Here is a 17,629-nt window from a genome sequence, read left to right as displayed (position 1 = left end):
CCCAGCTTAGGCGTCGGGGCCTGTGACGGCGTCGATATCCGCTCGCCGCAGACGGTAGCGGCCGAGGGTCAGCAGGCTGGCGGCCATCAGCACGGCAGGCAGGATGCTGAAGCTGAGCACGATGCCGGTGACCGCCGCGTCCGGCTGCTCGACCGTCGCGCCGGCGACGGTCGAGACGTAGCCGGTCGCCGCGAGCGTCAGCGAGACGGCCGTGGCGCCGAGGGCGAAGCCGACCGTCTCGCCCGCGGTCCAGATACCGGTGAACGTGCCGGCCTGCCCCGGTCCGCTGGTGCGCTCGTCGTGCGAGATCACATCGGGCAGCATGGCCATCGGCAGCGATTGGAGTCCCGCATAGGCGATGCCGGCGACGGCCACGGACGCGTAGATCCAGGCGCCGGGCGCCCACACCGCGACGATGAGGGATGCCGCCGCCAGCGTGAACAGCACACTGGCCATCCGGAAGGCGCGCTCCTTGCCGACCCGTCGCGCGATGACGGTCCAGCCGGGGGTCGCGAGCAGTGCCGGCCCCACGAGGGCGACGAAGACGAACGTGACGGCGTCTTCCGAGCGCAGCACCCAGGTCGCGACATACTGTGCGCCGGCGAGCATCGTCCCCGTCGCGAGCGCCTGCAGCACGAAAGTGCCCAGCAGCGCGCGGAACGGCTGGCTGCGTCCGAGTGCGCGGAAGCCCGACATGTACTGGTCGCGCCACGTGGATGCGGCCGCGGGGGTGGTGGGGGCGGATGCGGTGCGGCGCGCTGCGACATCCGCCGTGCGAGAGGCGATCAGCATCCCGATGCCGATCACGAGACCGGACGCGATGCCCATCAGCAGGTAGCCCATGACGGGGTCGTCGCCGGCGTTGCGCAGCGCAGGTCCGCCGGCGCCGAACAGCAGGATCGCCGCCGTGAGCACGACCACCCGCCAGCCCAGCAGTCGGGTGCGCTCGTCGTAGCTGCCGGTCAGTTCTGCGGGCAGGGCGACGTACGGCACCTGGAACAGGCTGAACGCGGTCGCCGTCGCGAGGAACGCCAGCAGCACGCTGATCGCGCCGGCGACCGGGCCCCAGGACGGCGGCACGGCGAAGGTGAGTGCGAAGAACAGCGGCAGCGCGAGTGCCCCCGTGACCATGAAGCCGCGGCGGGAGCCCGTGCGGGCGAGCTGGCGGTCGGAGGCGGCGCCGATCAGCGGGTCGATCAGGACGTCCCAGATCTTCGCCGCCGTGACGATGAGCCCTGCCGCCAGGGCGGCCACACCCAGGTTGTCGGTGAGGAAGTAGGTCAGCACCAATCCGGGCAGCGTTGCATAGCCGCCGGTCCCGAGAGACCCGATCGCGTACAGCACGATCGTGCGCGGAGAAAGACGGACGGATGCTCGTTCGGGCCGAGCCTCGGTGCTCATCGCGCCAGTGTAGCGGCGCGATGCCGCCGGATCAGATCAGGGAGAGCTCGCGCAGCTTCGACTCGACGTCGGCGTTCGACGGCTCGACGTGGTGCGAGGCGTCGGGGTACACGACGACGGGGATGTTCGTGCGACCCGAGATCTCCTTGGCGACGTCCGCCGCGGCGGGCTCCGCGACCAGGTCGACGTAGGTGTACTCGACCCCGAGCGCGTCGAGCTGCTTCTTGGTGCGGATGCAGTCGCGGCACCAGTCGGCGCCGAACATCGTGATGGTGTCGGAGGCAGCAGAAGTCATGCATCCAGCCTAGGGCCGTCCGGATGAGGTGGCGCTGAGTGCCGGCTGTGCGCATTCAGCGCCCGGTGTCGGCCTCGTCGGGCAGGCGTTCGACGGGGACCACGACCACGTCCTGCATCTTCCAGTCGATGTCGGTGATCCCCTCGGCCGCCGCGGTGAGGTCGGTCACGGCGACTTTCCGGCGGTGCGGAACGACGAAGGCCTCGATGTGGAACACCTGTCCCTGGTCGCGCATCCGCACGCCGGCCTGCGCGACCCAGGGACGGCTCCGCAGGTACGACACGACGTCGGCGGCCAGCGGATGCGGGTGCGCGCTGTCGTAGGTGCGGGCGCGCTGATCCATGAGATCGACCACCGCGGTGCGGGTGTTGCGGAAGCCGTCCCCGATGATGCCGAGAGAGATGAACAGCGCCGCCGCGCCGTCGAGCCACCACAGGCCGATGCCCACGCCGAGCACGCCGACGATCGAGGCGACGGTCGTCTGCCAGTCGGCCTTCGCCATGTCGGCGTCGGCGTAGAGGAGCTTGTTGTGCAGCACGGGCGCGAGCTTCGACTTCGCCGGGCCGTAGAAGAACACGGGTCCGACGATCACGACGGCCATGACGGCCACCATGAGCCATCCGAGCCAGATGGTCTGCCCGAAGAGCTGCACGGTGCCGATCGTCGGGTGCTCGGCGGCGATCAGTCCGGTGACGGCTTCGACCGCCAGGTTCAGACCGACGGCGAGCAGCGCCACCCCCGCGACGAGGTGTCCGATGCCCATCGCCCTGTGCAGGCCGTAGGGGTGCTTCCTGGTGGGCCGGCGGCGAACGAAGAGGAGCGCCGTCAGGAACGCGAACTGCGGGATCAGGGACAGCATGTCCTCGATCCAGGCCGTGCGCATCGCCTGGGACTCGCCGACCACCAGGGCGATCACGGCGATGGTGATCGAGGTGTAGACGATCGTGAAGATCTCCCACCGCACCGCGCGGCGGATCGCGCGCTGCTGCTCGGGCGGCAGGGTCGTGCGGCCGAACTGCCCCGTCTCGGTCATCCGCCGACCTCCTCGTCGAGGAAGCGCTCGAGGGACGACAGGAACGCGTTCTCGCCGAGCGGCACGAGCATCACGATCTCGCGGCCGTCGGCCCCGTCGATGGTGCGGTAGCCCCGGGTCACCCCCGCCTTGTCCACCCAGGGCGTGTCGGCGGTGATGCCGCCGGCGATGAGGTCGAGCTCGCCCGCCTCGAGCATCGTCACCAGGGTCTCCTCCGAGGCGACGGTCCATTCGGTTTCGGCATCGACGCTGTCGGCGAAGCGGTCGACGAGGTCGACGATGCTCCCGGTCGGTCCGTCGCGGGTGACCTCCACGAGATCGCCGTCCGGCGATGTGCCGACGCGCAGCTCGCCGCCGGTGACCGAAGCCAAGGTGCCCTCGGGGTCGGTGGGGACGGTGAGTCCGCACCCGGCGAGCGAGGCGGCGAGCATGATTCCGAGTGCGATCTGCACAGCCCGGGGGCTGCTCCGCCCCTGCCGACACAGAGATCTCTTCACCCCCCAGAGCATGCGCCGATCGCGCCCGGCGGTGAATGGCGTTGACGAGAGCCTCCACCAGGCGCTAGGTGTACTGACCCGGATCGTTGTTGACGTAGGAGAAGCCTCCGGTGTCGAGTTGGAGCTGTCTAGTTCTTCAGCTCGAACACACGGAGGCTTCTCGTGTCCCACGCTAATGCCCGGCTGGCTCCGGCCGGCAGGTTGATCATGGTTCAGCGCGTCCAGTCGGGTCGTGCGGTCGCGAAGGTCGCGGCGGAGATGGGGATCTCTCGCACGACCGCCTGGCGGTGGTGGCGCAGGTTCCGGGAGGAGGGTCCGGCGGGTCTGATCGATCGGTCCAGTATCGCCAAGTCGCATCCTTCTCAGACCGGGCCGTGCCTGGAGACCCGAGTGCGGATCATGCGGCATCTGACCCGCCGCGGTCCGGTCTTCATCGCCGGCAAGCTCGGCATGCAGGCCTCGACTGTCGGTCGGGTGCTGCGTCGCCACCACGCGCCGCTGCTGCGCGAGACCGACCCTGTGACGGGGACCGTGATCCGCGAGCTCACGGCATCCCATCCCGTTCGGTAACGCCTTTCGGCCTTCGCGTCGATAGTTAAGGACGTCCTCCACGCCGGACCACGTCAGGACAAGCCCGAGGATCACGGCGGGGGTGCTGAGTCCTGCCCAGAGGGAACCCTGCAACGCTGTCGAGAGGCGCGACGGTTCCGATGGCACCATCTCTATCCACGAGGAGAAGCAATGCGCCGCGCACCAGATCGCCAACGCCGCGACGGTCACCAGCAACAGACGCGTCACAAGATGACGCAGCATCTGCCGGCGAAGGTCTCGTCTCTCTACATCCATGTAGCTCCTATGCGGGTGGGTTCTTAGATGGGCAAGCGGGGTCGTCGAGGTCAGGCACGGGAACCGCAGAAATCCGTGAGCGTCGGGGCGCCACTGACCGAGGAGGCTGTGCGCCGCGCATTCGCGTCCGCTTTGATTCCACTCCTGCGTGCCGTCGAGCGTGAGTCTGTCGCGGTGCGCTCGGTTGTCGCGGATCAGAAGAAGAGCGGCATCATCGGGCGGCGGGTCTTGAACGCCGTCACTCTCGTGCTCTCCGCTGCTGCGGTGGTTGTCGCGGCTGCGTCACTCGCCGTCGCCATCGACACCAGCACCCGCGACCATCTCGCCGGCACGTTCATCGCTCCGATGGCTGCGTGCGTGACGATGGGCGAAGGTATGCAGATCGCCGCGACAGGCAATGTCGTGGACATCGTGATTACGAACACCGGACGCTTGCCCATCACTATCGTCAACGTGTGGAACGGCGATAACGACGGCGACCACTTTTCCTGGGCACGCATCGAGGACAGTTCAACATCCGGCGTCGACGTCGGTGTCGAGCTCAACGTCGGGCAAGCAATCGCAGTCCGGGTCTTCTCACCTGGAGGTGTCTCAGGTTGGCCGCTCATCGTGCTCACCAGTGACGGTGTGACCCGCGAGCTTCACGATGTCGAAACGCCCGCAGAGCCCACCACTGCCATCGAGTCGGCGTACGCCGCCCTACCCGAGTGCTCCGACATGCTCTGACGCCAGGATGACCAATGCGCAGAACACGATGACGACTTGCGTACCGGTGGTCCAGCGCCCCAGAAGCCACCGCGCGCGACTCGCTGCACCTTTGGTGTCGAAGATGCGTCGCCGCAGAACGAGAAAGACTCATGTTCCGCTGTGCGCGAGGTAGTGCGAGAGTGCCGCGTGCAGGAGCGGTGCCTTTTCAGCGTCCACAGCTTTCGCGGCTCGCTCGATGGTCGGGATGTCGTCGGTGTGCAGTCGGAGCGCTCCGGCACCGATCTTCTCGACACCGCGCACGAGCGACAGAACGTATTCGAGGGCGGACGCCCCGCGCTCTTCATCGGACCAGGACCGTACCGCCGTCTCGATGGCTGCGGCCATGTGCCTGCTCTGCTGCTCCAGGTTGTCGAAGTGCAATTCGGTGCCTCGTGCGGCGCGGAGGATCGCGGCCTGGATGACGGGGTCGTTGAACCGGTCGACGTTCGCCGGCGACAGGACGTGCCCGAACCCGGGCTGTTCGAACAGCGAGAACTTCGCGTCCTTCGAATGCCGCGCTCGGTGAAGGACGGACGAGATGGTGAAGTACACCTCGGCGTGTGTGGCGGTCGTCATGTCCCCTATCCCGGGCTCCCAGAACGCAAAAGTTCGGGTTGAGAGTCATCTCAAGTGTCGCGCCCGAGGTCCCGTAGTTGCTGGGTAGGAAGCCAGACCGCTCACCAAGGGGTCCCTGCAGTTCGTCGATCCTCGTGTTCACGATCCGAACGACGTCGGTCGCGTCCGATATCTGCGCGTTACCGCCGAGCAACTTCAGCGCCCGAAGTTCGAGATTCCACGGGTTCGTCAGGGCCGTGTTCGGCTCCATGTCGATCCGCCAGATCGACATGAGCGGGTATGGGCCGCGCACGTCGGTCGCCGTCTAGACGCCGGGATCGATGAAGACTCGAGCCAGTGGAGCTTCACATATACCTGGGGCGGACACGGACTCTTCCACGACTGCCAGTTCGTAGAACAGGGCTTCCGGTTCGACGCGTACGTCGAGGTGTTCAACGAACCGGCGGTTACTCATCGCGCCGACGAGCCACGGTTCTAAGGTCTTGTTGACCGTGCTTCCGCGCGGAGCAGTTGCCAGACCACTTACAACGTCTGGTCAAGAGGTGAACGGCCTGGTAGCGGAGATTGAGGCAACGTGCCGCCTCCACTGCTCAGGCTGTAGGTTCCGGCTCGAAGGAACTCACGGGCAGCCCTGATTCTGTCACCGGGTACGCGGCTGCCTTGTTCGTGATCCGCATGCCTGTGGTGTCGCCCGGGAAGTGATGAAGAACGCTACTGATGGTGGAAGGGCTCCGTTCGGGGGTGGAGACGGCAGCACCGAACGGGAAGACCAACGTTTCGATTGAGTCCATCTCGATTCCCCGCACCGCTTGCGCATGCAGACTGATCTGACCGCCACCGACGTCGCTGCTTACGGCAATACCCGCCGATGGCACCGCGAAAGCCGGGTCGATCGAAGCCGCCGTGATCACATCAACGACGGAGTTCGCCGGAACCGGGTTTGGCCCCTTGGAGATCATGCGAACGGCGAGCGGAACTATGACGCCGTCCAGCGTCGTCCACTCCGCTTCGATCTCGAGTGCCCACGGGGAGCAAGCGGCGGTGGTCGCGGGAACCGGCACCGAGGTCAGAACATTCGCGCCGTCGACGATCTCAAAAAGAGTGTCCTTGGGTGTGCCGATGTTCTCGTTCGGGTAGAGGTTCACCCCCGCGACGTTGAATAGCAGAGCTGTTGTCCCCGCCGGCACGTGCAGGAGCAGCGCCCCGCTTTCGAGAAGCTCGTGGTCGACTTCTCGTACGTCGCTCGTCACTGCGAGCACCGCTGGAGCGACCTCGAAAATGCGACTGTCCCAGATGACTCGGCAATCAAACGCCTCAGTGACATTCGTGACGGCCACGAACTGCGGGAAGGACGCGATTGCCTCGGTTGACCATGCCTCGTCGAAGCATTTCGAGGTAACCCATTCGGACGGCGCGAGCGTGGGAGGAGCGGCAGGGCTCACGGTGGGAGTCGGCGTCGGAGTTTCGGTCGGGGTAGGGCTCGGAGTCGGACTCGGAGTCGGACTCGGAGTCACCGATGCGATGAACGCCCCCGCAAAAAGCGCCCCCTGGAAGATAGCGCGGCGGGACATGGCGAGGCGGCCGATGTCTACCATGTACGAGTCCTTTGTTCGTGTGTTGCCGTGCCACGGCGGATGGGCGCCTTCGTACCCGTCACCATCAGGTGGTTCCCGTGTCGGGGAAGGAGAAGCGCGCGAAGATGATGCACCCTATGCTGACCGCAGCAGCGGCAAGCACGAGCACCGTCGTCACTCGCAGTCGATGTTTGCGGGTCCACTCTGAGGTTCGCCACGAGATGACACCACTCACGAAGACCATCACGACCGGTACCACCGCGGCGATGAAGGCAGCCATAAGCCCTGTCACCTGCTCGTCGGTGTCCACACCAATTCCGGCGAACCCGAAATACAACCATGCGATGGGCAGGGTCAGAGATCCCAGCACGCCTGCGGCGACGGTGATGGTGACATGGTCCTTCGAAGTGCGCGGCTGGGACGCGTGGAGCAAGATGCCCAGAGCGGCGAGGGCGAACCCGAGAATGTACGGCCATGCCGCCAGCGGATTCACCCCGGATAGCGCGAGGGACGATGTGCCGCCGAAAACGAGGTACACGGACGTGAGGATGCAACCCACGAGCGCTGCGGTCGTCGCCAATTCAGAGGCGCGCGCACCGCTTCTGTGAGAGTTGTCCCGCGGCGGGTTGTCCGTCATCAGCGCCCTTTCTGTCACTGGTCTGCCAATCGTCTCAGCGCATCCGAGAAGCCGAGGCCGACCTGGTGGGCTTCTGGAGTGGTCGGCTTCGCGACTTTCACGATGGCCCAGCTGGCCAATTGCCCCCACAGAGTCGTGAACACTGATCTTCCCGCCTCTGCTGCTGCCGTGTAGCTGTTCCCAAATCGTACGTTCATGAAGCGGCGATAGCGCCACAGTGGGTCGTCTACGGCGTTGACCTCGATCTCTCGAACTGTGTCGTCGAGAGAACGATTGGGGTTATCGCGGAGCATTCGCGTGACCAGTAGCGCGTCGATGTCGCCGAGCATGTCATCGTGATCAAAACCTGGCGCAGTGCTCCCGACGCGGCTCGCAATCCATGAGCGGATCGGTTCTGATGTCGACGCGTTCAGGTAGTCACCCCAGGCCTGTGCGAGGTCGAGTCCCCATGCGCCGAGGTCACTCACAGTTGCAGTGCTTCCTGCCGGCTCACCGAGGATCCAGTACTTTTGGTACACGCGCGTCGAAGCCGCCCAGTGCGTCATTCGAGATCGGGTGCTTACCGGCGGCAGTGGCATCTCATCTCGCACGTTCTGGTACAGCAGGAAGTCCAGGGAACCAAGGTCAGCGGGCGCGACCGCTTGCCAGGCTGCGCTCGTGTAGTCCAAGTTCTGGAGATAAAACAGCGCGATCTTCCAGGCAGATTCTTTCGACTGCGCCTGAATCTCAGCGCGAGTTGTGAGCTCCGAGATGTACCAGAAATAGTCTTCGTCGAACGACAGGGTCGTTGGAGGGCCGCCAGGGCCGCTCGTCGCGTAGGTCAGGGGGGTTCGAGCCACGTCGGCCCGGGCCGCTGGCTTCGCTCGTGAGGACTGGATGTTCTTGTCGATCTCCAGAGTCGTGCCGGAAAGTACGCCATTCCAGATCTGGTCGTAGGACCACGAGGGCGGCAGGGGGAAGCCAAGATTCCCACCCCAGCCCCACGACATCGAAGCGATGAACGCTTCCTGAGCGAGCCCGTCATTGATGATGCGCGCGCAAACGTTCCGCGTGCCGTAGATACCGATGCGATAGTTCGACAGTGAGACGTTGAAGCGCTGGTTGATGCCCTCGAAGTACGGTTTCACCAGCGACGTGATGGTGTCGTCGAGAGCGTCGAAATCGACCGCGAAGAATACGGTAGTGCCATCTTTGAATCCGAGCTGACGGAGTCGCCTCAACGCTTGGAAACCGTGGTCCAACCCCTTCTCATAGCTGAAGTCGTTTGGGCCGGTGTTTGACTCCTGCATAATCGGGAACGTCTTGAGACCGGCGTTGAAGATGTTCTCAAGCTCTCCGGGTGCATACCTCTTTCCCAGTACGCTCAGGTATCGCCCCACCGTACGATAGCCATTCGTGTACAGACTGTTGCACCATGATGCGGTCAGCTGGGAGGCCATGTCGGATGCCGTCCCGGCGCGGGTCTCGTCACCTGTACTGATCAGAAGCGACGCCCAGGTCTTGAAGTTCGCAGCGCCAGTTGCTCCCAGCTCCGCGTAGCTCTGGAACGCGTTTGTGGTCGATACGGTCGCCGCGTTGAACGTTCCCGTGAGCGGTGAGTCATAGCCGTTGAAGCGGAGTGCGCACTGGAACAGTCGTACCCAGTTCCGCGTACCGTCGACCGATCCGGAAGAGACGTTGCCTTGCGCTGCAAGGCCGCTCTTGGTGGATGGACCGAAGTTGCCGTTCGCTTGTGAGTCCGTCAACAGCAATTCGTACTGGATTGCCGTCATCAACCCCTGCTGGGTACTTCGAGTAAAGATGCCGTCGCAGGGAAGGATGGGCAGCTTGCGGTTGCGGTACTTCCCATTGATCCATTGCTGCGCTTCGCGTATGGACGCAGTTCCGGACCCAACCAGCGAATAGGCGTCCAGCGTCATCAATGCCTTCAGCATCTTCGGTGTGACCTGGGTCGGAACACTCTCAGCAGCCGAAGCGAGACCGCAGCTAACAAGGAATCCCTTGATGCCGTTGTTGGTCACCGCGTCTAGTGTCCCCCATTCATGACCGCCCAGATAGCCATGGCACCATAGAGCACTCTGCGCCAAACGCCTGACCTCATACTTGCTTGTCGCGGAGCTGATCACTGGGTGCTGCGCGGTCAACGCGGCCATCGTCCCGTCGCCGAAGCTGTCGGAGAACGACGTGATGCCAAGTTCTTTCTGGAGCCCTCGAATCATGCCGAAGATTGTCTTCCAGCCGATCTGGCCATCCTCGTCCAGTTTGCGACCCAATACCGCCGTACCGTATGTCGCGTTCAGCCATTCTTGGGTGGCCCGGACCTTGGGATCAGATGTCATGTAGTTGAAGCCATTCTCTTGGGGCCGGGGAGTATTCCTAAGTTCTGCATACCTGTCGCTGACCCAATGGTGGAGCCACGGCCATAGGGAGCACGAGCAGGTCACAGTTTCGGTTCGGCCGCGACCGCCAGGTCCTTGGTCATAGTGGCCTCGAAATCGACGGGTGTCAAGCGGCCGAAGAGGCGCCTGAGACAGGCTCGTATTGAGCTTCTGTCCACCGAAAGGGGGACAGAACTTTCGGTGGACAAAGCCACTGCATGAAACGTTGCACGCCCGCGACCCGGCGGTGGCGACGAGCGGATCAAAGGTTTTCCCGCTCTCAAGCGGCGCGGTTGTGGGACCCTGAAGAATCAGATTGACATCCCATGCGGCGCCCGCCATTGTTGATGTGAAGCTCGCATCGGTGTTCGTTCGAGAGCATCAACGTTCCCGAGCTGTGACACGCTGGGGCTCTTCGCTCTCCTCGGGATCATTCCGGGTCACCTGCCATCAAGATCAATGACGCAGGCATCCTACGATTTCGGAAACCTATTTCCGCGTGCGCTCCGCTTCCGACGTGACCGTTGGTCGCGTCGTTATTGCACCTCGATGAGACCCGGAGATAGCGCAATGAAGAAGGTAAGCTCCCGCAAGTTGATTGCGACCCTTGCGGCAACATTGGTGGCACTGGGTGTCGGGGCCGGGATGGCGCCCGCAGCTCAGGCCGCTCCTGAGACGTATTGCCCGAGCGGTGCAACGTGCGTGTGGCAGGACCACACATACAAGACGGGCGGCAGCGAAGCGAACCTGGTCTGGTTCCAGCAGTGCGTGTCCGACTACAACGTTCTCAACTACCGCAACACGAACAAGAAGGCGACCGAACCGATCTCCGTCTACAACAACGGAAACTACGAAACGGTCACGATGTACCGGGCTGACTACTACCGGGTGAGCGGCCCCACCGCTAGTCTCTGGACCTTCTCGCTCGAAAAGAAGCGCGGTGACGGAAACACCACGAACGACTCGGGCTACGTTCAGAACCGCTGGGCTGTCGATTCGGGTAGGTTCAACTCGGTATCAACGAACTGCCGCAACTGAGCCCGGGGGATTCATGAAAGCTAGACCAAAGACCGTCGCTCTGATCGGTGTTGCGGTGTTGTGTGTTGGATTCGTTGGCTGCGCGGGAGAGCCGAACGCGGAGGACAAGCGTGGATCAGAGACCGTAGCTGGTGTCGAGGTGTCACTGCCCGAGCAGAATCAGGCCCTTTGGGTTATGCCCCTGGACCAGTACATGGTGAGTCAGGTTCAAATCAAGCGAGAAGCGTACCTTCACGCGCTCATTTCCCAGGAGTGCCTCACAGGGCAAGGATTCGAGCAGACCGTGCCCTCGCCAGATTTGACGGACGACGGCACCGAGTCGAGCGTGCGAAATCGATTCGACGAGGGTGTGGCTGCTAAGTTTGGGTACCATCTCCCGGCGGAGTCGAGTCCGGCCGACGATGTGTGGTTCGCGTATACGCGGCGCCCCATGTCCGACACCGAGCTCGCCGCCCTAGACGGGTGCGTGCGTGACTTGATGGCGGACGAAGATGTTCCGAAGTGGGGTCCGAGGACGTTGGATTACTCTCCGGGGATTGCGCAGGCGGCGATACTCGGTGCCCGTGAGGATCCGACGGTTGCAGATTCCGCAAAGGAGTGGGCAGCATGCATGGCTCCGCTTGGAGTTTCAGATCTTCCCTCGACGCCGGCGAGCATGCCTTCGGAGTCGATGAAAGCCCGCTATGGCTGGGCAAACTTCTCAGAGGTGGACAGCTCGCCGCCGCTCACGTCTGCCGAAATCAGCGACGCCGTTGCCGACGCTCGGTGCCGCGAAAGCTCTGGCTACAGCGCCGCGCTTTATCAGGCTGAGTGGTCCCGTCAGGTCGACTTACTTCAGTCAAACGCAGCGGCGCTGGAGGACTTGCGCAAGGAGATCTCCGCGACGGACGCTGAGATGATTGAGCGCGTAGCAACTCTCGTTTCGTCGTCTTGATGCGATCTGAGAAACGAGAGTTGTCTAGCGCACGACGCCGGCTCCCACGAGGCGCGGTCGTGGGAGCCGGCGCTGTGGTCGCCCTCAGCGTTGCCATTGGCGCCGGTTGGGTGCTGGCCGGATCGTTCCGTTCCCCGGAACAGGTGGCGGCGGATTCCCGTGCGCCGGCCGCGTCTGTCATCACCGCGACGGTTGAGCTTGGAACCCTAGAGAGATCCATTTCCGTGCGCGGAACTGTGAGCTATTCGAACGTCACGAACGTCACTCTCACTGATACTGGCTCAAAAGTGGTGACGAAAGCACCAGTGGTCAGTGGGGCTCGTGTCTCCGCGGGCTCGGTCGTTGCGGAATTGAATGGCCAGCCGGTTTTCGCGCTTCCGGGTTCGTTCCCGTTCTACCGGGACCTGCGAGCAGGGGATCGCGGCCCGGATGTCAGGGCCCTTCAGAACGCCCTGAGCGCAGCAGGATACGGCCTCAGCGTCGACGGCGTTCTCGGGGCGGGGACGCAAGCAGGCATTGCCTGGCTGTATACGTCCGCAGGCTATGAGTCGCCGCAGCAGCAGGCGCGAAGGCAAGTGCAGCAGCCGTCCCAAGGAACAGCTGAGCCCGACAGTACAGCGCCCTCGGCCGATGCGACCAAGACAGAGGCTGACCCTGCCGCCGGCGTCGCGCTCTTCCCGATGAGCGCCGCTGCCGTGGCGCCCACTCTACCGGCGGTTGTCACGGCTGTCCCTGCCGTGGGCCAAGTGCCGGACGAAGGCGCAGTCGTCTCATTCGCTTCTGGGACGCTGCAGTTCGTCGCACCGGTGACGACAGCAACGGCTGCGCAGATGGAGGTGGGAATGTCGGGGAGCATCGTGGTGGAAGGGGCAACAGACCAGGTTGCCATCTCGCTCCAGAATGTGACCACGACGGCGCGCGAGGATGGAACGGTCGATGCCATCTTCACTGCTACGGCTACCGCATTTCCCGACACGTCGGTGGGAACTGACCTTGTCGCAGATGTGCGACTTGATGCGGGCATTGAAGAGTCGCTGATCGTGCCGACACGTGCTGTCATTGTTCGAGGTGACGACTTTTACGTCCGTGTCCAGGGCGACCATGACGACCTCACAGAAGTGGCAGTCATCGAAGTTGCCGACTCATTGGGGCGGAGCGCGGTGAAGCCAGTTAAAGCGGAGGCCTTGAAGATCGGCGACGAAGTGGTCCTGAAGTAGTGGCGGAGCTAGAACTCGAGTCGCTGCGCATGACCTATGGGCGCGACGGTAACGTCGTCGCGCTGGACGGCGCAGATCTGAAGATCGAGGCTGGAGAGTTCGTAGCCATTGAGGGCGAATCGGGCAGCGGAAAGTCTACGCTGCTCAGCCTGATCGGGCTTCTGGAAAAGCCCACATCCGGTACGTACCGTCTCCGCGGGCGCGCAGCGGACTCGGTTCCATCGAGTGGCCTTTCGGCACTTCGATCCGACAATTTTTCTTACATCTTCCAGGGATTTCATCTCCTGGAACGCCGGACAGTCCTCGATAACGTGGCTTTGCCGCTGCTATATCGAGGCCTCAGCCCAGAAGAGGCCCGCGCTCGCGCAGCTGACGCGCTCCAACGCGTGGACATGGAATCGTTCGCCAACACCCAGGGGAACGTACTCTCAGGTGGGCAGCGGCAACGAGTAGCGATCGCGCGAGCGCTAGCGTCGAAAGCTCCGATCCTGGTTGCGGACGAACCGACCGGGAACCTCGACAGCGCCAATACTGAGAACGTGGTCCAGGCGCTTGAGGAAGTCAACGCGTCGGGCACGACCATCGTGCTCGTGACTCATTCCGCGGACGTTGCGTCTCGAGCTCACCGTCGGGTCCGTGTCTCGGATGGCAAGATCACGGACGATACCCCAATGGTGAGCCCGGAGGGGGTCGGTCGGAGCGCACTTCGAACTCCGCCGGGTCACGCCAGCCAGGTACGGCCCTCCGCAGCTGCCCGCGACATTCTGGAGAACCTTCTTTCCCGCCCGAGCCGTCTAGTCGGTTTTCTGGCGGCAGTTGCTGTAGCGGTCGGCCTCGTGGTTGCCACGCTGGGGCTTTCGTACGCGGCCTCAAGTCAGGTCTCCACGTTGTTCGACGCCGTCGCGAGCAAGGAGGTCACGATCACTCAAGCTATCGACGAGGAAACCTTGCCTCCTACCGCCCAAACACTCGACCGTCTCAGGGGCCTGAACGGCGTGGAGGCGGTGGCTGATGCAGTTGAGTACGTCGCGCTCGTGCAGAGCGGGGATGGGCGGGAAGCCGTACAGACGCCTTGGATTCACGCGCGAGGAGAGGTTGTCGAGGCTGGAAGGCTTACGCTCGTTGCAGGAAGTTCGTGGTCGGGTGAGCTTGGACCCGACGAGGTGCTAGTAGGTGAGGCGCTTGCCGAGCGCCTGAACATCGCCGCTGTCGGCGCGTCACCGACCATCGTTGTCAATGGTGTGCCGCATGTCGTGGTCGGGGTGTTCTCGAAATCGCCCCGCCAAGCTGAGTGGATCGGCGCTGTCCTCACGGCCCCCGAGCCGCTACCGCCTCTGACTACTGGGGTGGATGACACGCTGATCACGACTCGGGTAGGTGCCGCCCAGCAAGTCGCGCGCGAAGCGCCGCTGGTGATGAACCCGTTCGCACCAGAAAGCGTAAAGGTGGCGTCTCCACCTGACCCCTCAGGCATGCGTAACAGTATTGAAGCAAGCGTCGCCAGCTCGATGCTGGTGGTGACCATCGTGGCTCTGGTCGGAACCATCCTCAGCGTGGCGCTCGCGTCGCTGGCATCTGCGGCGGAGCGTCGGGTCGAGTTCGGGCTTCGGCGCGCGCTGGGTGCCAAATCCAGGCACATCGCCTCCATGCTCGCGGTCGAGTCGGCTCTCACTGGTGTTGTCGGTGCAATCCTCGGACTGGCCGGTGGCCTCGTGGCGGTGCTCGCCGTAACTCTGGCGAATCGATGGACCCCCATCTTCGACATTCGCCTTGCGGGCCTTGCCATCATCGTCGGTGTCATTGTGAGCGTGTTTGGTTCCCTGGCCGGAGCAATCCGCGCGATCCGCATCCAGCCGAACAGCGCCCTTCGTCCCTTGCAATAGAGCAGCCAAGCTCGTCCAGCGCGGCGTGCTACGGCGACGGCCTCTGAGCGGCTGGCGTAAGAGCCGTCTGAAGGCCCAAGGCGCCCCGTCAGAGCCCTTCACGCGCAGATGCAGTCACCACGGGCGGCCGGTTCTCAGTGCCGCCGCTTCGACGGCTTCGAAGGGCGATCGAGTGCTGACCCCACACCCAGGTGAGCGAGCGGCGCAGGTGTGCGGGGAGGCGCTGGAGCGTGCGGGCCAGTGCGTCGCCGAGAATGATGGTGCCGTGGTCGTCGGGCAGGTGAACAAGCGTTGTGAAGCGACTGGTGCGCTCGACGAGCGTCGCGATTGCGGAGCCGTCGTCGACTTCGGCGAGGCGGTCGCTGATCATCACCATCGGGTCGCGGTAGCGCGGCTGGCGGGGTCTGCGACTGCTTGTGGGTTTTCCGACGTGCCCTTCCCGTGCGGAGCGCCTTGCGCAGTTTCTCGGCACATCGCGGGAGGTGGAGCACTCGCTGCTTCCCTGATCAATGGGACTTAGGCTCTCGTCGTCGTAAGCGCTCGTTTCTGGCGAAGCAGCTGAGACTGGGGGCGTTCTTGGAACGCCCCCAGTCTCAGCTGCGAACTCACCGACTCCGAAGCCGTATCTATGTGGCCTGACTCCGATATGCGTTAAGGACCGATTCGGCAATCCGCCCGCGATCACTAACTTCATAGCCGTTTCGTCGTGCCCAGACGCGGATGGCGTCTGTTTCATTCCTGGACCGTGCGCGGCCACGGGTTGGGGCCGATGCGCTCGCAATCTTCGAGCTACCGACGCGTCGACCCGCTCCAATGAATGGCGCCAACGCGCCCCGAAGTCGATCAGCATTCGCTTCCGAGAGGTCAATCTCGTATTCGCGGCCATCCAGGGCAAAGGTATGGCTGCCGCCAGCACCATCGATAGGGGTCTGGTCTAGGTCGTCAATCAACTCGACGATGTGGCGCTGCGCCATGGGTAGGGTCCAATCGTTGATCCCCTCAGCTCGGGTGCTTTGGGTTCCACCGGCATGTTACGCCCCAGAGATTTGACAGCCAAGAAGATTTCCTAGCTCGCGCACGGCCAAGACCCTCCGACGCCGGAAAGGAATGTTGAGAACGCGAGACCACAACTCTGGTGGAGAGCGAGGAAGATCCAGACAGCGCCGATTCAGGTGCGCCGGTCAAGAACGAACCCAGTACCCGACGAGAGCCAGCCTCCGCAAGAAGGTCACGTAGTGCCAGCATCAGCGCATCCCTGTCGAGTTCTCGAGCATCGCTGACGACAGCCTTGATTCCGGAAGCAGCGTGAATGAGAGCGTTGATCTGCTCACTATCTCCGGAGAAGTGTGGGCGCTCGCCCCACGCAGGCAGGGCGCAGACGCAGGATTCGATAGTTCGGTAATGCAGGGCTCTCCAGAGGTCGTTGGCACATACCCTGCGGCGCTAGGTGTACTGACCCGGATCGTTGTTGACGTAGGAGAAGCCTCCGGTGTCGAGTTGGAGCTGTCTAGTTCTTCAGCTCGAACACACCGAGGCTTCTCGTGTCCCACGCTAATGCCCGGCTGGCTCCGGCCGGCAGGTTGATCATGGTTCAGCGCGTCCAGTCGGGTCGTGCGGTCGCGCACGTCGCGGCGGAGATGGGGATCTCTCGCACGACCGCCTGGCGGTGGTGGCGCAGGTTCCGGGAGGAGGGTCCGGCGGGTCTGATCGATCGGTCCAGTATCGCCAACTCGCATCCTTCTCGGACCGGGCCGTGCCTGGAGACCCGAGTGCGGATCATGCGGCATCTGACCCGCCGCGGTCCGGTCTTCATCGCCGGCAAGCTCGGCATGCAGGCCTCGACTGTCGGTCGGGTGCTGCGTCGCCACCACGCGCCGCTGCTGCGCGAGACCGACCCTGTGACGGGGACCGTGATCCGCGCGACCCGCCGGTCCGCGAACCGTTACGAGCACGACCACCCCGGCTCCCTCATCCATATCGACGTGAAGAAGCTCGGACGCATCCCTGACGGCGGTGGGTGGCGGGCGCACGGACGCAGCGAGAAAGTCCGCAGCCGTGGGATCGGCTACGACTATGTCCACACCGTGATCGATGACCACTCCCGCCTCGCCTACGCGGAGATCCACAACGATGAGAAGGGGACTACCGCGGCCGGAGTCCTCGAACGCGCGATCGCGTTCCATGCCCGCCTCGGCGTCACCGTTGAACGGGTGATCAGCGACAACGCGTTCGCCTACCGGAACTCGGCCGCGTTCCGCGCCGTTCTTGACACCCACGGCATCACGTAGAAGTTCATCCGCCCGCACTGCCCCTGGACCAACGGGAAAGTCGAACGCCTCACCCGCACCTTCGCCACCGAATGGGCCTATGCCCGCGCCAACGCCTCGAACACGGAACGCGCAGCAGCCTTGCCCGCATGGCTCGACTACTACAACCTGGACAGAGCCCACCTCGGCATCGACGGCAAAACCCCCATCGACCGAATCAACAACGGTCGAGGTCACTACAGCTAGGCGGAGGCCGGCAGAGCATCGACCCTGGTGGGTAAGGGTACCCTTACTTATACTGAGTTC

Annotated in this window: 16 protein-coding genes and 1 pseudogene; 7 read left to right on the top strand and 10 right to left on the bottom strand. The window is 63.8% G+C overall.

The window, feature by feature from the left end:
* Positions 1 to 6: 6 nt before the first annotated feature.
* Genes CQ042_RS05590 through CQ042_RS05575 form a run of 4 tightly spaced genes read right to left on the bottom strand, consistent with a single transcriptional unit; the run spans position 7 to position 3,181 of the window.
* A complete protein-coding gene (locus CQ042_RS05590; RefSeq protein ID WP_258132050.1) occupies positions 7 to 1,401 on the bottom strand; it encodes an MFS transporter in 1,395 nt (464 codons plus the stop codon).
* 31 nt (positions 1,402 to 1,432) lie between these two features.
* Positions 1,433 to 1,696: a glutaredoxin domain-containing protein gene (locus CQ042_RS05585; RefSeq protein WP_045264281.1), complete on the bottom strand. Its 264-nt coding sequence runs from the start codon at positions 1,694 to 1,696 to the stop codon at positions 1,433 to 1,435.
* A gap of 55 nt (positions 1,697 to 1,751) precedes the next feature.
* A complete protein-coding gene (locus CQ042_RS05580) occupies positions 1,752 to 2,729 on the bottom strand; it encodes a cation transporter (protein ID WP_105669476.1) in 978 nt (325 codons plus the stop codon).
* Positions 2,726 to 3,181, bottom strand: coding sequence for a transporter substrate-binding domain-containing protein (locus CQ042_RS05575; RefSeq protein WP_258132049.1), 456 nt, complete (start codon positions 3,179 to 3,181; stop codon positions 2,726 to 2,728). Before CQ042_RS05575 ends, CQ042_RS05580 begins: the two co-directional genes overlap by 4 nt.
* 207 nt (positions 3,182 to 3,388) lie before the next feature.
* Here CQ042_RS05575 and CQ042_RS05570 point away from each other — a divergent pair, with 207 nt between their 5' ends.
* The gene (locus tag CQ042_RS05570; protein WP_258132048.1) at positions 3,389 to 3,796 is read left to right on the top strand and encodes a helix-turn-helix domain-containing protein; all 408 of its coding nucleotides are present in this window, start codon (positions 3,389 to 3,391) and stop codon (positions 3,794 to 3,796) included.
* Positions 3,797 to 4,099: 303 nt separating this feature from the next.
* Positions 4,100 to 4,798, top strand: a complete 699-nt coding sequence (locus tag CQ042_RS05565) for a hypothetical protein (protein WP_181157463.1) — start codon at positions 4,100 to 4,102, stop codon at positions 4,796 to 4,798.
* Positions 4,799 to 4,927: 129 nt separating this feature from the next.
* Here the strand turns inward: CQ042_RS05565 and CQ042_RS05560 are convergent, their stop codons facing one another.
* The 4 genes from CQ042_RS05560 to CQ042_RS05545 all read right to left on the bottom strand — a co-directional run bounded on the left by CQ042_RS05560 (position 4,928) and on the right by CQ042_RS05545 (position 9,945).
* Complete coding sequence (locus tag CQ042_RS05560) at positions 4,928 to 5,395, bottom strand: hypothetical protein (protein ID WP_105669474.1); 468 nt, start codon at positions 5,393 to 5,395, stop codon at positions 4,928 to 4,930.
* A 590-nt stretch (positions 5,396 to 5,985) separates the two neighbouring features.
* Entirely contained in the window at positions 5,986 to 6,837 is an 852-nt protein-coding gene (locus tag CQ042_RS05555; protein WP_181157462.1) for a hypothetical protein, read from the bottom strand.
* A gap of 217 nt (positions 6,838 to 7,054) precedes the next feature.
* A complete protein-coding gene (locus tag CQ042_RS20390) occupies positions 7,055 to 7,606 on the bottom strand; it encodes a hypothetical protein (RefSeq protein WP_181157461.1) in 552 nt (183 codons plus the stop codon).
* Between the two features lie 14 nt (positions 7,607 to 7,620).
* The gene (locus CQ042_RS05545; protein ID WP_181157460.1) at positions 7,621 to 9,945 is read right to left on the bottom strand and encodes a glycoside hydrolase domain-containing protein; all 2,325 of its coding nucleotides are present in this window, start codon (positions 9,943 to 9,945) and stop codon (positions 7,621 to 7,623) included.
* A gap of 609 nt (positions 9,946 to 10,554) precedes the next feature.
* Between CQ042_RS05545 and CQ042_RS20280 the strand changes: the two genes are divergently transcribed.
* From CQ042_RS20280 to CQ042_RS05525, 4 genes are all read left to right on the top strand, one after another.
* The gene (locus CQ042_RS20280) at positions 10,555 to 11,022 is read left to right on the top strand and encodes a peptidase inhibitor family I36 protein (protein ID WP_181157459.1); all 468 of its coding nucleotides are present in this window, start codon (positions 10,555 to 10,557) and stop codon (positions 11,020 to 11,022) included.
* Between the two features lie 13 nt (positions 11,023 to 11,035).
* A complete protein-coding gene (locus CQ042_RS05535; protein ID WP_146115351.1) occupies positions 11,036 to 11,956 on the top strand; it encodes a hypothetical protein in 921 nt (306 codons plus the stop codon).
* Positions 11,957 to 12,030: 74 nt separating this feature from the next.
* Positions 12,031 to 13,173 (top strand): peptidoglycan-binding protein, encoded by a 1,143-nt coding sequence (locus CQ042_RS05530; RefSeq protein ID WP_146115350.1) that lies wholly within the window; start codon positions 12,031 to 12,033, stop codon positions 13,171 to 13,173.
* 29 nt (positions 13,174 to 13,202) lie between these two features.
* Positions 13,203 to 15,056, top strand: a complete 1,854-nt coding sequence (locus CQ042_RS05525) for an ATP-binding cassette domain-containing protein (protein WP_146115349.1) — start codon at positions 13,203 to 13,205, stop codon at positions 15,054 to 15,056.
* Between the two features lie 88 nt (positions 15,057 to 15,144).
* Here CQ042_RS05525 and CQ042_RS20815 read toward each other — a convergent pair whose 3' ends face one another.
* Positions 15,145 to 15,432: a hypothetical protein gene (locus CQ042_RS20815; protein ID WP_146115348.1), complete on the bottom strand. Its 288-nt coding sequence runs from the start codon at positions 15,430 to 15,432 to the stop codon at positions 15,145 to 15,147.
* 250 nt (positions 15,433 to 15,682) lie between these two features.
* Complete coding sequence (locus CQ042_RS05515; RefSeq protein ID WP_105669465.1) at positions 15,683 to 16,030, bottom strand: Lsr2 family protein; 348 nt, start codon at positions 16,028 to 16,030, stop codon at positions 15,683 to 15,685.
* 567 nt (positions 16,031 to 16,597) lie between these two features.
* Here CQ042_RS05515 and CQ042_RS05510 point away from each other — a divergent pair.
* Positions 16,598 to 17,569, top strand: a pseudogene (locus CQ042_RS05510) (IS481 family transposase).
* Positions 17,570 to 17,629 lie beyond the last annotated feature (60 nt).

Origin of the sequence: Microbacterium sp. MYb62 (assembly GCF_002979475.1) — a bacterium.
Classification (GTDB): Bacteria; Actinomycetota; Actinomycetes; order Actinomycetales; family Microbacteriaceae; genus Microbacterium.
The sequence above is the reverse complement of the archived record's forward strand: the minus strand, read 5'-3'. Positions and strand labels throughout refer to the sequence as shown.

Excerpts from the sequence above, each read along its gene's own strand:
- CQ042_RS05590 (WP_258132050.1), bottom strand. The coding sequence starts at position 1,401 with ATGAGCACCGAGGCTCGGCCCGAACGAGCATCCGTCCGTCTTTCTCCG.
- CQ042_RS05585 (WP_045264281.1), bottom strand. The coding sequence starts at position 1,696 with ATGACTTCTGCTGCCTCCGACACCATCACGATGTTCGGCGCCGACTGG.
- CQ042_RS05580 (WP_105669476.1), bottom strand. The coding sequence starts at position 2,729 with ATGACCGAGACGGGGCAGTTCGGCCGCACGACCCTGCCGCCCGAGCAG.
- CQ042_RS05565 (WP_181157463.1), top strand. The coding sequence starts at position 4,100 with ATGGGCAAGCGGGGTCGTCGAGGTCAGGCACGGGAACCGCAGAAATCC.
- CQ042_RS05560 (WP_105669474.1), bottom strand. The coding sequence starts at position 5,395 with ATGACGACCGCCACACACGCCGAGGTGTACTTCACCATCTCGTCCGTC.
- CQ042_RS20390 (WP_181157461.1), bottom strand. The coding sequence starts at position 7,606 with ATGACGGACAACCCGCCGCGGGACAACTCTCACAGAAGCGGTGCGCGC.
- CQ042_RS05545 (WP_181157460.1), bottom strand. The coding sequence starts at position 9,945 with ATGACATCTGATCCCAAGGTCCGGGCCACCCAAGAATGGCTGAACGCG.
- CQ042_RS20280 (WP_181157459.1), top strand. The coding sequence starts at position 10,555 with ATGAAGAAGGTAAGCTCCCGCAAGTTGATTGCGACCCTTGCGGCAACA.
- CQ042_RS05535 (WP_146115351.1), top strand. The coding sequence starts at position 11,036 with ATGAAAGCTAGACCAAAGACCGTCGCTCTGATCGGTGTTGCGGTGTTG.
- CQ042_RS05525 (WP_146115349.1), top strand. The coding sequence starts at position 13,203 with ATGACCTATGGGCGCGACGGTAACGTCGTCGCGCTGGACGGCGCAGAT.
- CQ042_RS20815 (WP_146115348.1), bottom strand. The coding sequence starts at position 15,432 with ATGGTGATGATCAGCGACCGCCTCGCCGAAGTCGACGACGGCTCCGCA.
- CQ042_RS05515 (WP_105669465.1), bottom strand. The coding sequence starts at position 16,030 with ATGGCGCAGCGCCACATCGTCGAGTTGATTGACGACCTAGACCAGACC.